The following is a 13,671-nucleotide window of genomic DNA, read 5'->3' on the forward strand; positions in this document are numbered from 1 at the left end:
CGGAATGACATCGACAGGGACTGACCGGCAGGCGCATCGCCCCTGTCTGGGCCGGCCTTCGGACATACGGCGCCGCAGCGCGCTTGTCAGAAGTCGATCAAGGCGTTGTTTCGAGCAATGACGACGGCCTGCACCCGGTTCGATGCCCTGAGCTTGCGGCAGATTGCCCGCATATGCATCTTTACGGTTGTTTCGTTCAGACCAACCTGACTGGCGATGCTCTTGTTGGTCATGCCCTCGGCGGCGAATTTGAGGATCAGAAGCTCGATTTCCGTGAGCTCATCGCCATCCGAGCCGTTCACGGGCGCTTCGATCACCGAAGACGGCAGGAAGGTCTGACCCGACAGGATCAGGCGCAATACACTCTCAAGGGAGTTGAGAGGCATCGTCTTCTGGATGACGCCATGCACGCCCAACTCTATTGCGCGCTTGACGATATGGCGGTCGGCATTTGCCGTAAACAGGGTAATCCGCGCGACCGTGCCCAAGTCGATGACACGCTTCAAGCTGTCGAGCCCTTTGACGCCGGGCATGCGAAGGTCCAGCATCACCAGGTCATAACGCGGGCCGTCCGTCATGGCGGAGATCGCATCGGGCAGGTTTTCCACAGTATCGACGGTAAACAGCCCATTTTCCATCAAAACACTGGCGACTGCCTGCGCAATCAGGGTATGATCGTCTGCAAGCAGAATGCGGATCGTCTCTGAATTCGTTTGGTCTAGTGCTTGGGAATAATGCACACTATTTCCTTCGGCTATAACGCTTTTTCAAACCTCCAAATACCTTTACAGAACAAACTGGATACCTCACCCGATGGGCGGACCAACGGCAAAACGCGCGGTAGATATCGTACGTGCCTAATAACCGTTTGCGGGTGTTCCTTCGCAAGAGCAAACTTATCTTATAACGAAAGACACGCATAGATATCACTTGATAATATTGTGACATCTTTTGACTGCCTGCTATATCGGGGCGCAACTTGAGAAAATTATTAACAATTGATTAGGAAGGACTCCATTATGCCTGTAAGACATATTTTTTTTAGAAGTGCCCTCGCCGTCCTGCTGACTTTGGGTGCGGCGGCGCAAGCGCAAGAGACGCTCCTGAGACTTTCGGGCGCGATCGACGGCACTGCACCTGTTTCATTTTCAGACGCGGACCTGACTGCTTTGCCGTCGGTGGAATTCGTGACCGGCACGATCTGGACCGAAGGGGTCAGCACGTTCAGTGGTCCCTCGCTCAAATCCGTACTGGAAGCGGCGGGTGCGGGTCGCGGCGATCTTCTGCTGGTGGCGGCGAATGACTATAAGGTTTCGCTGCCGAGGGACGTGATCGAGGATGACTATCCGATTATCGCCAACCGGATCGACGGCAAAGCCTTCGGCATCCGGGACAAGGGGCCGCTTTGGGTGGTGTTTCCCTACGATGTGGAGCCGCGATTCCAGTCCGAACTGATATATTCCTACAGCATCTGGCAGTTGACCCAAATCGAAGTAATGGAGGAGTGAAGCAGCACTGATGCAAAAGGGTCTTGCCACTCCTTATCGCAGCCCCAAACGCGCAGTCGCGATCGTGCTTCTGGTGTTTCTGGTCCTGACATGCATCGCGCTGGTGGTTAGCGCGCAGTCGCTGCGCGGCCGGATCGACGCCGTAAGGGCCGCCGATTCCGACAACATGGGCTGGCTGATCTCGCAATTGGACGTGGACTACAAAGCCATTCTGCTGGCGGCAAAAGGCTATGTGATCGCCACGCGTGACCCTTCCCTGAATGAGATCACCAGCGCTGACGACTTTGACGACGTCAGGTTCAAATTCGATATCTTCTACAGTCGCGTGGACACGGTGCTGGCAGCGATGACGCGCTATGATCTGCCCGCCGAGCTGGCGAAGGCCCTGGATCAACTGCGCGAGGCGCGGGCCAGCCTGACCACAACGATCGACGCGATCACGACACCAGATCGGGACAAGGTTCTGGCCTTCACCACAGAGCTGCAACAGAGCGCGGAGCTGATAAGGGATGTCACGGTCTTCTCTCTGCAATACCAGGTGGGACAGACAAAAGCGGCACGCACGCTTGAGAAGGCGCATTTGCAGCGGTTTTGGTTGCAAAGCATTTTCCTGTTGGTCGTGATGATCAGCGCCTCGCTGCTGGCGGCGCGGTTGTGGCGTGAGCTTGAGAGGCACACCGCGTGGATGCACCGGGCATCGGGCACGATTTCGAAGGTGATACAGGCAACACTGAACGCGGTGATCGTGACCGATCTCGATGGGCGCATTCTGCTGGCCAACGCAGCGGCAAGCGACATTTTCCGGGTGCCCGCCGAAGCGATGCTTGGCGAGAACATCGGTGACCTGATGGTGCCCGATCATATGCGTGCCAAGCACGAAGCCGGGATGCACCGCTTCAGGACCACGGGGAAGAAGAAGATTGTCGGCGCAGGACCTGTGCGGCTGGATGCGCGGCGTCCGGACGGCTCGGATTTTCAGGCCGAACTGTCGATCGCCACGGACACCGATCTTGACGGTAATCCCATCCTGATCGGATTTATCCGCGATATCTCGGATATTGTGGCGGCCGAAAACAAGCTGCGTGAGGCACGCGACGAAGCAGAGCGGCACGCCGATGCCAAGACGATGTTCCTCGCCACGATGAGCCACGAGATGCGCACGCCACTTCATGGTGTCACCGCTTCGTTGGACTTGATCGACGCGGATCGTCTGACTGAAGAAGATCGGCAATTGCTTCGCACTGCACAGGATTGCAGCGACCGGGCGCTGGAGCAGATCAACAACGTGCTGGACATCACCCGCCTCGGCGAGCGCCGCGATGATGGCGAAACGTTCAGACCAGCCGTGATTGCACGCGAGATTGCCAGCGAGTTGTCACCGCTGGCGAAGGAAAACGGAAACCTGCTTGATTTGCAGATCACCGGCGTTGGCGTTGAAGAGTGCTATATCGGGTCACCGGGCGCATTTTCCCGGGCGCTCTATAACCTTGTCGGCAATGCGCTGAAATTCACCCGAGAGGGACGGGTCGATCTGCACCTGACCTTTGACGATGGGCACAGCGGCGATGGCAAACTGACCGTCGAGGTGATCGACAACGGGCCGGGTATCGCGCCTGAGGATCACGAACGCATCTTCCGGGAATTCGAAACAGGGCGTCCGGGCGAATTGTTCGGGCCACAGGGCACGGGACTTGGCCTGCCGATCGTGCGGATCGCCGTACAGCATCTTGGCGGCACCCTTGGACTGGAGAGTGCGCCGGGCAAGGGCAGCCGGTTTTCGTTCAAGATCCCGCTGCGCCCTGCCCCAAAGGAACAGCACACGGACCAAACCCGTCCCGCCGAGCCGCTGTTCAGCGATGATGTCACCAGCACGCAAACAGCCCTGGATGTACTCGTGGTGGACGATTCCGAGGTGAACCTCGGGTTGATGTGCGAAATCGTTCGTCGTCTGGGACACCGGCCCGCGATGGCCCGCAATGGACAGGAAGCCATAGACGTTGCCAATCAGACCGCGTTCGATGTGATCCTTATGGATGTGAGCATGCCGGTGATGCGGGGCGATGAAGCCACCCGCAGGATCAGGAAAGCCGGCCTGTCGCGCCGCGCCTTCATCGCGGCTGTGACGGCCGTGTCCGATCCGGAGCGCACCCTGGACCTGCACGAGGCGGGAATGGACGCGGTTTTGACCAAACCCACAAAGCGCGCCGATATCGCCAATCTTCTGGCGGTCGCCACGGCCACCAAGCAACCGTCTGACCATCATCAACCGGTCATGTCGGCGTCGCATTATGCCGGCGTTCTGGATGCGCTGGAGCCGATGTTTGGCGAAGCCAAAGCACGAGAGCTCATGACCGCGGCGCTGGCTGATATCCCACCCGAGATCATCCAATCAGACCCGTTGCACCAGGTGACCGAAGCGTTGGTCGATGCGCTGCACAAGGCAGCAGGTTCAACCGCGGTGGTCGGTCTGAACGAATTGTCGAGTCACCTTCTGGAGGCCGAACGCGCTGCTGACCGGGGCGACTTGGAGGCTTTGAACAGGCAGCGTGAGAAAATCGGCAAAGCGCTGAGCGACTGCCAAGACGCGCTTGGGCTGGGGAATGTCGCCTGACAGGGTGGCAGGCACATTTGGCTTTGATCTTGGCGCAGACCGACGGTAAACGGACAACGCGCGGTCCCGTAGCTCAACTGGATAGAGCAGCTGACTTCTAATCAGCAGGTTGAGGGTTCGAGTCCTTCCGGGATCGCCAATTAAATCAATGACTTAGGTGATATTTTGTCTGTGCGACTCCCCACATGGGTGCCATATGGGTGCCAAAAATTATTTTTCCAAGCTCAGTAAGCATTGGGCGAATCTATGTATTTCTCTCGCAGTTTAGTCCCCTCGGGTTAGGCTCCGTACAGCTTGCTGCTCTCGAAAGCCTGTCGGGGGTTACTCGAGCCTTTTGACACCTTGCCCACGGACCGAGAGCCCCCCCCATACCCCCCAAAACTGCCCACTGCGCTCTGAGAACGCCCTTGGTTGATGGAACGGCAGATTTTACGACGGCTAGTTTTGTTTGGGTCTTGAGTGGCGGATGCTGAGCTTCTCCTGCGGCCCAAGTTCCAAGGTCCGCGTAACAAATACCCTGATCCACGGTCCGTGGTCCAAGCGCCTGACGTCATTCACCAATGCCCAAGAACTGCGATCCGTGGCCCGAGGCGCATGCAGCGAGCCCCTCGGATCTTGGGCCTTGGAATTGGGTTCTTCCGTCGTGTCCGTCGCATGAGTCGCAGGTTGTGGGGTTACTTGAGCCTTTCTCCCTTGAGCCACGGACCAATGGGCGACCCCCATTCCCCCTAAATCGGCCCCCTGCGCTCTGAGCATGGGCCTTGGTTGATGGGAGCACAGAAAAAATCGGTAGTAATTTCATTTGGGTCTGGGGTGCTTACGATCCAAGGTCCACGGTCCGTGGACCGATGTGCGTGGGCCGCGGTGCGGGGATCGAGGGACGGGGAGCTTGGATGTTGGTGGGTGGGCTACGGGGCGAGGTCAAAACCGAATGCCATTCGTCAACATGAAATGGCAACGCGTTAGCGTTATCGAATCGCCTCACTGGACACTTGGCTGGCTCACCTGCAGCACAAACACCGTCCACGCATCTGGCAGCCCTGTTGGTTCAAGGCCAGTGTCCTCTTGGAATCTGGCCAAAGCCTTGGCGGTTTGCTCGCCGTAAACGCCGTCGGCGCTTTCCTCTGGCAATAGCTCACGCGTGATCAAGCGTTCTTGGACGCCCTGCAAAACCGAAGGGCGCATCCGTACAGCAGCCTCAGCTCTACGCAGCTCGACCGCCTCTTCCGGTGCGCTGACAGCCAGAGGGGCCAGCGTGGCCAGTGCAGAGGCCGTGACAGCCTCCACCTGTGCGTCTCTGTTACCAGCGCAAAGCCGCGCCACAACCGTCCCAAGCCCGTTCAGATTGGCGTAGGGCAGCACGTCGTTAATCTCAGCGTCTGCGCGGTTCGCGTGGCTGACATAGCCCGACAGCCAAGCCACCAGTCGTGCAGCCGCATCATCGCTTTGCTCGCTTTGCAGCGCGCTGACCAGCTGTTCACATCCAAGCGACCCCATACCGCGCACCACAAAGCCGCCCGCATCCTGTGTCAGTGACGGCGTACCGGTGGAGGCCAGTATGGCGGTCAGGGCAAGGGCGGGCAGTCTGTGGGGCATTGGCTCTCTCGTCGGGTTGGTGTGATCTCTGGGTACTGGTCGAGCTGATCGGTGGCGTTTACGCCTCCGGCGTGGGGTTCATACCCTCGTAGGTAATGAGGTCGGCCAGTTCCGGGGAGGTCAGGCTGAGCGACATTGGGCAGGTGGCACCGGGCAGCACTTCCACGTCGTACAGCTCAGCCACAGCCCCATCTATGCGGAACCAGTCCACGCAGCTCCCGTTTGTGAGGTCAATGATCTGTACCCCGCACCACGGCTCGCTGTCGGCCTTCCTGAGCCGCTCGTCCAGCTCAAGCCCTTCGAACCGCTTGTAGCGCGGCTTGGACAGGCCCACGAAGGCGAGGTTGCCAAAGAAAGACAGGCCCCGCAGGAAGCCCGGGCAGAAGGCGCGAGGCTCGAATGTCCCCTTGCCCGTGTCCAGCCCCGTGACCACCCCCAGCTCGCCCGTGCCGGAGTTCAGCAGCCACAGCTCGCCATTGTGCAGGCGTGGGGAGTGGGGCATCGACAGCCCTTCACAAACGATCTCATTCTTGCGGATATCGATCACCACACCACCATCGGCACGCCGGTCGCGCCAGCCGTCAATCGTATCCGACCGGCTGATCGCCGTGGCGTAGGCCGGATCGCTTCCGTCCATGGCAAGCCCGTTCAGGTGGCAACGGTCCTCGTTGACCAGCGCCGAGATAAAGGGCGGCTGCCACACAGGCTCAAAGCTGTGGCGGGGATGCGGGCGGGACAAGCAGTTAAAACGCGTGTTTACGAAGACCGGCTCACCTTCGGCATCAAGGCCGATGTCATGGGCGTCCAGCGCGCCGGTAAAATGCGTGCGGCGCGGGACAAAGCAGGCGTCGAACATGTTGTTGGCCCGCTCATGCGGGGCCAGCACGTTCTCGAAGCGCAGCACATGGTATGCGCCGGTCATGGTCAGCTGACCGTTGGTATTGAAGCTCAACCCCATGGGCTTGGGTTGGGCCGATTGGTGTAGGTGCGCGCCGCCCCCCGGCTGGACGCCCAGCATGTAGAGCAGACCCGACTGATAGGACGAAAAGGCAATCGAGAACTGTTCCTTGGCCATGCGTGGCACAAGCCCCGGCGACATGCTGTACGAAACAGCTGCTTGTCCCGCTTCAGGCTGCTGTGTGGGTGCTGTAGTTTGCGCCTGCGCTTTATCCGCGCCGTTCGCTTTACCTTTGGCCGTCTTGGCCGGTGTCGTCTTTTTGCTCATCGTCATTCTTTCTTCGCGGCGGGCTGTGGGGCCGGTCAGGCCTTACGGTGCATCATGGCTGGCGGTTGGCGCAGTCTGTTTCTTAATCGTCCTTGCCGGCCTCTTCACCGTTCAGCAAGAACATCAGACGATCAAATTGCTGCGGATCAAAGGGTTTTGATAAGACAGCGTTCATCCCTGCATCATGGCACTTTTCTTGATCTGATAGGGTCGTGTTGGCCGTGAGTGCGGCGACTGACACGTATGCGCCTTTGTCGTGACGTCTGATATACTGGGTTGTTTCCAGCCCGTCCATTCCGGGCATGGCGAGATCCATGAGGATCAATTTGAAAGAGTGTGCAGCGAACAGCTCGAGCGCCTCGCTGCCGCTTGAAGCTTCAAGAACTTGATATCCGCGACGCTCCAGAAGCACACGGACGACCATTCTATTGGTCTCATCGTCATCAACGACCAAAATGCTCCCATGATCTGTCATAAATGCGGCTCCTAACAACGCAAGACGGCGAAGACCGCCGCCTTGCGAAGCGTCTTTCTATGATCCGTGGTGCTTGTACGTTACCACTGCATCTTCCAGCCCGCTGAGACCGCAATCGCCTCACCGCTCACTCCGTCAAAGGCTTCACGGTAGGAGACCTGCCCGAAGAGGTTGGTTCCCTCGCTCGGCCGCAGCGAAAAGCCACCGCCCAGCTCAACCCAGTCCCCGGTTCCGCTTTGGGTCACATTGGTGCCAGCCACGGTCTGCGTCCGGCTGCCCGACAGATCATTCAGCACATTGCCAAAGCCGTAGATCTTACCCGATCCAAACGCCGTGTCGGTTACGTCTTGTTCGACGGTCAGGCCGAAGCGGGAGGTCACAGTCTCGCGGTCGGCGAAGCTGATCACGTTGCCCAGGTTGTCCGTAAGCTGGCCGTCACGCATCTTGCCCCAGGATAGCTGAGCCTGTGGTATCAGCGCCGTACCGCCTTGCAGCTCTATGCGCTTTCCGATCTCGGCGCTTGCAGAGTAGACGACGTCATCGTAGCCGTTGAGCAGCTCACCACCGCCTTGAGACGTGGCGTCGATTGAAACAAAGTCCACAGACCCGACGGCGTCCAAATAGAAACCGTTATTACCGAACCAAGTCAGCGACGTTCCCAAACCAAAACCTTCGGAGTCAAATGAGCCAGTTCCCACTGGATTGCGGAGATTCGCGGAGCTGGCTCCATAGCGCAGATTAACGCCGCCGACCAAATCACCGCCGACGTGTTCACCAAGTTTCGCCCCTATGCCTGCTTCCAGGCCCCAGCTATTAACCTCCCAAGACGAGCGCGCTGTGGACGTTTCAGGTGTAATATCTGCAAAATCACCCCATACGCGCATCCACGGACCAACCGCTTTATCGACGGGCAAGTCGCCGGCTCCTCGCGTGCTGATCGTACCGCGCACGCCTGTGACCCGCGCCCCGAGACGCTGTTGCATTGCATCAGAGCGAGCGAACGTCGCGAGGATAATACCAGGCATCGCTTCAAAAACTGCACCGGTCGTCCCAATCGTGCCTTGAGACGTTGGCGTCGGCCCAGTTTCGGTCTCCGGCTCTGGTTCAGCTGGCGGCTCCGGCGTCGGGTCAGTTTCTGTCTCCGGCTCCGGTTCAGCTGGCGGCTCCCGCCTTGGCCCAGAGCAAAGGTACCAGTTTTCATTCGCCTCGCCTCCACAGGTGCCTTTAGCCAATTCATAGGCAAAGGCACCGATTTCCACGATTCTTGCCAAGACAAATGCGCCCTCATCTGACGTGCCACCAACACTCACCACTTCAATGCCATTCGTCGTATCAGCGCCTGTGCCGCCGCCGACAGATTTAATGTCCAGTGCAGTTGGCGCGCTGTCCAAGATCACGTCACCGCTCACCACCAACTTGTCCGCTGCCGAATTGTCACCACCAAGAACAACGTCAAGTTCGACAGTGCCGCCGTTTGCGACGAAGTTGCCTGTACCGGTCCCACCGCTTATTTCGAAGATGTCACCGGCAACCCCGTTCGACAGCCGAATTATGCCACCAACGTCACTTCGGAAGTTATCTAGGTTACTCAAGATGCTCCGCGTTGTGGTTTCCGCAGGATTAGGCAAAGCCGCCATGATCAGGCCCTCGTTAACCACAAGGCTGCTGCCGTTCGCGTTGAAGTCGCTGGTCGTACCGGCCAGATCCCACGTGCCGCTGTTCGTGAAGCTGTTCGAGTTCGTCAGGTTCACGCGCCCCGTCACCGTGCCGGAGTTGTTGACGATGATTGCGCCGTTGGGGGCGTTGGCTTCAATGGCCCAGTCGTCCGCATCCGTGCCGGAGGTGGAGACGCTGCCCGTCTCGTTGATGGTGATGGTCGTGTCGTCTGCGCTGGCGTTGGAGGCGTAGATGCCATCGCCAGTACCTCCCGTTACAGCGCCGTTGGCGGTGATGTCGATTGTACCGGTGCCAGTGTGCTTGGCGTAGATGCCAGTGCCGTTATAACAGCACAAAGCGTTTTCAATTACGTTTCCGCCTGACACTGCACCGTTCGCCGTGATAGTTACTGAGCCAGCACCGCCATGATAGGCAGTGATTCCTCTCCCGCCTTGACTATTGACATCGCCATTACTCGTGACTGTCAAAGGTCCGTTACCGTAGTGGCGTGGCCTTATGCCGTGACCGTTGGCCGTTATGTCATTTGTTGTGATGGTAATTTCCTCGGCCACTCCTTTCTCGTTGCTCCCACCGTACACGGAAATGCCGCCGACCGCATAATAACTGGAGCCATTCTGATACGTTGAGGCGCCTGTCTGCCTTATATGTCCGGAAACATTGATAACTGTTTTTTCGCCGTAGACCCATGTCCAAATACCATTATAACCAGCTTCGATATCCCCATTGATCTCTGCGTATACATTTCCAGATGTGGGTGCCATCATTATGCCGGTATAATTCGCGTTACTTACTATTCCAGACGTTGTGATATGGATATCGCCGGCCCCTTCGTTAGTTGCGATGATACCACCACCTCCGCTACCCACCTCATTGCCAATGACGCTGTTTACATCCAGAATTACATCTGACGTCGATGTGTCCGCTTCGATGGTTGCCGATATCCCATATGAGGTGGACTCGTTCTGCACAACTCCCGTGGCCGTGACATGCAGATCACCCGTCCCAAAGTTTCTTGCGTATATCCCATAGCTTTCACCTGATATGTCGGCAGCTTCAATAATCAAATCTGTGCCTATAGCGGCATTATTAGCATAGATACCAGCGGCTGCTCTTGCGCCCGATCTGTTGGTTTCGTTAGAAGCACCTCCACTGCTGGTGTTAATTGTTCCACTGACCTCGATTTTAAGCGCACCGCTACCATCGTTATCTGCGTAAATGCCGACGCTATCACTCACGACCTCGTTGGCCGTGATCGTCAGGTCCCCGGTCGAGTTGCTGGAATTGTTCGCATAGATGCCGTCGTTTGCCGTCCCGGTCACGGTCCCCGTGGTGGTGATGCTCAGCGAGCCGCTGCCTTCGTTCAACGCATTGATACCATCCGTCCCGCCGGTGACGTTGTTCGCATCGATCGCGAGGCTCACGCCCTCGAGGCTGTTTCCTGCAAGGTCGGTGGTGTCTGCAGCGCCGACGCCGTAGGCGCGGGCGTAGATGCCGGAGTAGAAATCATCGACAATGTTGCCAGTGCTGGTGATGCTCAAAGCACCTGAGCCATATTGCTTTGCTTCTATCGCAGCACCCGATCCCGACGTGCTGCCATCTCTGCCAGTCCGGTACACGTTATTCGCTGAAACCACGAGGTCCTTCGAAGTATTAGAAAAGTTCAATAAACTGATCGCGCTGTGATATCCACCCTCGATCCGCCCTGTCGTCTCGACGCGGATCGATCCAGAGCCATTGTTTTCAACCTTTATGGCTTCGGAAGTTGCCGTCACGTTGTTAGCGGTAATTTCGATATCGCCAGTTGTCGTGTTGTAATTGTTGGCAAAAATACCATCATCGCCTGGCGTATCACCAGCCTCCACGGATCCCGTTGCCGAAATTACTAGGTCGCCACTGCCTTTATTGTATGCCCGTATACCGTCGTTGTCGGGTGACCGGACATTATTGACCTTTACGTCAAGTGAAGTGCCGTTGTCACTATTGTAGGCATAAACAGCTGATGTGCTTCCACTATTCTCCACATCGCCAGTTGCTGTGATGTCTATGGCTCCGCTGCCATAGTTTTTGGCATATATACCGAAATCGAAGCTGGTAATATCGTTAACCTCGATTGTAGCGTTGGTTCCAGTACTTCGGTTAAATGCGGTAATCCCATAATTATTTGTGGCCGTAACTTTCCCTGTAACTTCGATTTGCAATTCCCCAGACCCAGAATTGTCAGCGATTATACCATCGTAATTTCCATAGACATTTGCGGCTTCAATAGTGAGGTTCGTGCCGCTGTTGTCTGCACGTATTCCCGCGCCATATACCCCATTACCGGTCACAGCCCCCGTGGTGGTGATGCTGAGCGCGCCGGTGCCGTCATTAACAGCGTAGATACCATCCGTCTCGCCTGTGACGTTGTTGGTGGTGATTGCGAGGCTCAAGCCATCGAGGCTGTTGCCGGCGAGGTCTTCGGCACCGGCTGCGCCGACGCCGGAGGCGCGGGCGTAGATGCCCTCGCTCGCGGCATAGCCGTCCTGTGATTTGACGGTGCCATCGGTGGTAATACTCAACGCTCCACCGCTTACGGCTCTTATGCCTTCATTATTGGAAAAATTCCCCCCGTACGACGTGACATCGCCAGTCGCTTTGATGATGATATCGCCAGAACCTCTTGTGTAGGCGTAAATCCCAGCGTTTTTCCCAGTGACGCTTTGGACATCTATGACTACGTCCGTTTCTTTCTGGCTCTTAGCCAGAATACCACTGTCATCTTTGCCCTCAACGTGGCCATTGGCTGTTATTTGCAGAACGCCGCTCGCGTAGTTGCGTGCGTCAATGCCATAAAGGAAGCCATAGACTTCACTGACTTCAATGTACAAGGAAGCGCTCGCGTCATCTCTCTCTACAGAGGCGACAATTCCATCATCATTGGTCCCCTGCACTCTTCTCGAGGCACTGATATACAAAGATGCCTCATCACTCTCCGCTAAGATGCCCTTTTGGTCACCAATTACAACGCCTGACGTAGTAATCCGAATAGCACCTTGACCAATATTGTTGGTCTTTGCGTCGATACCGTCCTCGCCACCTGTAATGGGGCTGGCGTTGTTATCGGTAAAAACCGTCTCAGCTGTATCACCAAACTCCGTCGTGATGGAGATCCCGTCAGCGTTGCCATCTCCCGACGTATCCACTGAAAACGTGTCGTCTGTTACGAACTCGCCGGGACCATCAAGGTCGAGAGTGACCGTGTTGGTCCCCGACAGGATCGTCTGCGCATAAGCCCCGCGCCCATAGCCCAGCCCGACGATGGCCCCGAGGGCGGTGCCGAGCAGAAGGGCGCTGGCTTTGCGCGGGCGCTTGGGCTGGGCCAAGGGCGCGGTGAGAGGTGCTTGCGTGGGGCTTGTGGTGTTTGTCATAGTCCTACCTGTCTTTCATGCGCGCAGACCCGTCACCACAACTTCGCGCCGCAGACCGGCGCGCAGAAGGAGGAGAGGCCATTTGCTAAGAAGCTGTGCCGTTTTTTCTGGAGTTTTCTGCAGGGATTCTGTGGCGAAAAAAATTGGCAGGTTTGCGCACGGTCAAAGTGAACATGTTCGGCGCAGTGAATGCCCGCTATGTTCTTGACCAACGATGAGTAGAAACCACACAGCAGGACCAGCAGCATGTTGACAGCCGATCCCCGCACTATGAACCTCGTGGCCCTTGGCATGGCCAAGGTGACCTATGGCGCACTCAGGATTTTAAGGCGCCACTTGGGCAATGACTTGGAATTGGCAATGATTGGCTTTGCCGTTGTCATGCGCACGCGGCGCGACTTGTTTCAGCTCGTTGAGCGTGATGGCATGAACGAAGATACCATTGCAGAAATCGCCAGCGAACGCGGTTTTTACACATCCCTGAATGAGATCCACCAATACACCGACATCAACCGTGCGACAGTGCGACGCAAGATGGCCAAGCTGCAGGAGCTGGGCATTCTGGAAAAGGTCGACGATGACAAATGGCATTTGGTGGACTTTGAGCATGGCGAAGAGGTGCGTCCTGCCATCATGCTGCGCGAGCTTTTGCAAAACTACATGGCAGTCACCAACAAGCTGGAAGCACTGCTGCCCGATGAAATGCAGCCTGTGATGCGGACTGCGCTGGCCGATCTGGGGCCGATCGAGGCCAAAGCGCTTTTGGATGAGGACGTTGAGTGGAAGGTAAAGCGCAAGCTTGAGGTCAAGCACTGAGAGGGCCGTGATCTGCCTTAATTGGCTTTGGTAATGAAAATGAGCGCCAGACCAGCGCGTATAGCGCGTTACAATGTGGTCTGCAGACAATAGCGATACGTCTGACTTTAACACATTAATTGGTAGTGATGCTCAAGCTTGCAGGCAAGGCTCTGTTGCCAAAGTCACGAATGCGGACATCAAGGCCTAACTATCCACAACCCAGGTCCCCGTACCTTATTCTTTGCATTTTGGCGCACACCCACCGCACTTGGTCCGCGGCCCGCGGTTCCGTGTTCATGCCCATTGATCCGTGGACCTTTGTCCGTTGACGGCGACGGGTGCCCTTTGGTCTTTGGCCCTCGGTTCATGGATCT

General features: G+C 57.1%; 8 protein-coding genes and 1 tRNA gene. 4 read left to right on the forward strand and 5 right to left on the reverse strand.

Features of this window, described 5'->3' with window-relative positions:
- Positions 1 to 86 precede the first annotated feature (86 nt).
- Positions 87 to 740 (reverse strand): response regulator, encoded by a 654-nt coding sequence (locus RAZWK3B_RS00850; RefSeq protein ID WP_007811331.1) that lies wholly within the window; start codon positions 738 to 740, stop codon positions 87 to 89.
- A 279-nt stretch (positions 741 to 1,019) separates the two neighbouring features.
- Here RAZWK3B_RS00850 and RAZWK3B_RS00855 point away from each other — a divergent pair, with 279 nt between their 5' ends.
- The 3 genes from RAZWK3B_RS00855 to RAZWK3B_RS00865 all read left to right on the forward strand — a co-directional run bounded on the left by RAZWK3B_RS00855 (position 1,020) and on the right by RAZWK3B_RS00865 (position 4,258).
- Positions 1,020 to 1,508: a putative pterin-binding protein gene (locus RAZWK3B_RS00855; RefSeq protein ID WP_037294760.1), complete on the forward strand. Its 489-nt coding sequence runs from the start codon at positions 1,020 to 1,022 to the stop codon at positions 1,506 to 1,508.
- Between the two features lie 10 nt (positions 1,509 to 1,518).
- Positions 1,519 to 4,119: an ATP-binding protein gene (locus tag RAZWK3B_RS00860; protein WP_007811334.1), complete on the forward strand. Its 2,601-nt coding sequence runs from the start codon at positions 1,519 to 1,521 to the stop codon at positions 4,117 to 4,119.
- A gap of 62 nt (positions 4,120 to 4,181) precedes the next feature.
- Positions 4,182 to 4,258 (forward strand) — tRNA-Arg (locus RAZWK3B_RS00865).
- A gap of 842 nt (positions 4,259 to 5,100) precedes the next feature.
- On the opposite strand, the gene RAZWK3B_RS00870 is transcribed toward RAZWK3B_RS00865, so the two are convergent.
- The 4 genes from RAZWK3B_RS00870 to RAZWK3B_RS00885 all read right to left on the reverse strand — a co-directional run bounded on the left by RAZWK3B_RS00870 (position 5,101) and on the right by RAZWK3B_RS00885 (position 12,499).
- Positions 5,101 to 5,715 (reverse strand): peptidoglycan-binding domain-containing protein, encoded by a 615-nt coding sequence (locus tag RAZWK3B_RS00870; RefSeq protein ID WP_007811335.1) that lies wholly within the window; start codon positions 5,713 to 5,715, stop codon positions 5,101 to 5,103.
- A 58-nt stretch (positions 5,716 to 5,773) separates the two neighbouring features.
- Positions 5,774 to 6,940, reverse strand: coding sequence for a TIGR03032 family protein (locus tag RAZWK3B_RS00875; RefSeq protein WP_157132132.1), 1,167 nt, complete (start codon positions 6,938 to 6,940; stop codon positions 5,774 to 5,776).
- Between the two features lie 82 nt (positions 6,941 to 7,022).
- Positions 7,023 to 7,415, reverse strand: a complete 393-nt coding sequence (locus RAZWK3B_RS00880) for a response regulator (RefSeq protein WP_007811337.1) — start codon at positions 7,413 to 7,415, stop codon at positions 7,023 to 7,025.
- A gap of 80 nt (positions 7,416 to 7,495) precedes the next feature.
- Positions 7,496 to 12,499: an autotransporter outer membrane beta-barrel domain-containing protein gene (locus RAZWK3B_RS00885; RefSeq protein ID WP_007811338.1), complete on the reverse strand. Its 5,004-nt coding sequence runs from the start codon at positions 12,497 to 12,499 to the stop codon at positions 7,496 to 7,498.
- A 246-nt stretch (positions 12,500 to 12,745) separates the two neighbouring features.
- On the opposite strand from RAZWK3B_RS00885, the gene RAZWK3B_RS00890 reads away from it, so the two are divergent.
- Positions 12,746 to 13,315 carry a helix-turn-helix domain-containing protein gene (locus tag RAZWK3B_RS00890; RefSeq protein ID WP_007811339.1) on the forward strand — a complete coding sequence of 190 codons (570 nt, stop codon included), beginning with the start codon at positions 12,746 to 12,748 and terminating at the stop codon, positions 13,313 to 13,315.
- Positions 13,316 to 13,671 lie beyond the last annotated feature (356 nt).

It is taken from the genome of Roseobacter sp. AzwK-3b, assembly GCF_000170875.1.
GTDB lineage: Bacteria > Pseudomonadota > Alphaproteobacteria > Rhodobacterales > Rhodobacteraceae > Roseovarius > Roseovarius litoreus.

Coding starts and splice junctions, on each gene's coding strand:
- RAZWK3B_RS00880 (WP_007811337.1), bottom strand. CDS start 7,415: ATGACAGATCATGGGAGCATTTTGGTCGTTGATGACGATGAGACCAAT.
- RAZWK3B_RS00875 (WP_157132132.1), bottom strand. CDS start 6,940: ATGAGCAAAAAGACGACACCGGCCAAGACGGCCAAAGGTAAAGCGAAC.
- RAZWK3B_RS00890 (WP_007811339.1), top strand. CDS start 12,746: ATGTTGACAGCCGATCCCCGCACTATGAACCTCGTGGCCCTTGGCATG.
- RAZWK3B_RS00870 (WP_007811335.1), bottom strand. CDS start 5,715: ATGCCCCACAGACTGCCCGCCCTTGCCCTGACCGCCATACTGGCCTCC.
- RAZWK3B_RS00885 (WP_007811338.1), bottom strand. CDS start 12,499: ATGACAAACACCACAAGCCCCACGCAAGCACCTCTCACCGCGCCCTTG.
- RAZWK3B_RS00860 (WP_007811334.1), top strand. CDS start 1,519: ATGCAAAAGGGTCTTGCCACTCCTTATCGCAGCCCCAAACGCGCAGTC.
- RAZWK3B_RS00855 (WP_037294760.1), top strand. CDS start 1,020: ATGCCTGTAAGACATATTTTTTTTAGAAGTGCCCTCGCCGTCCTGCTG.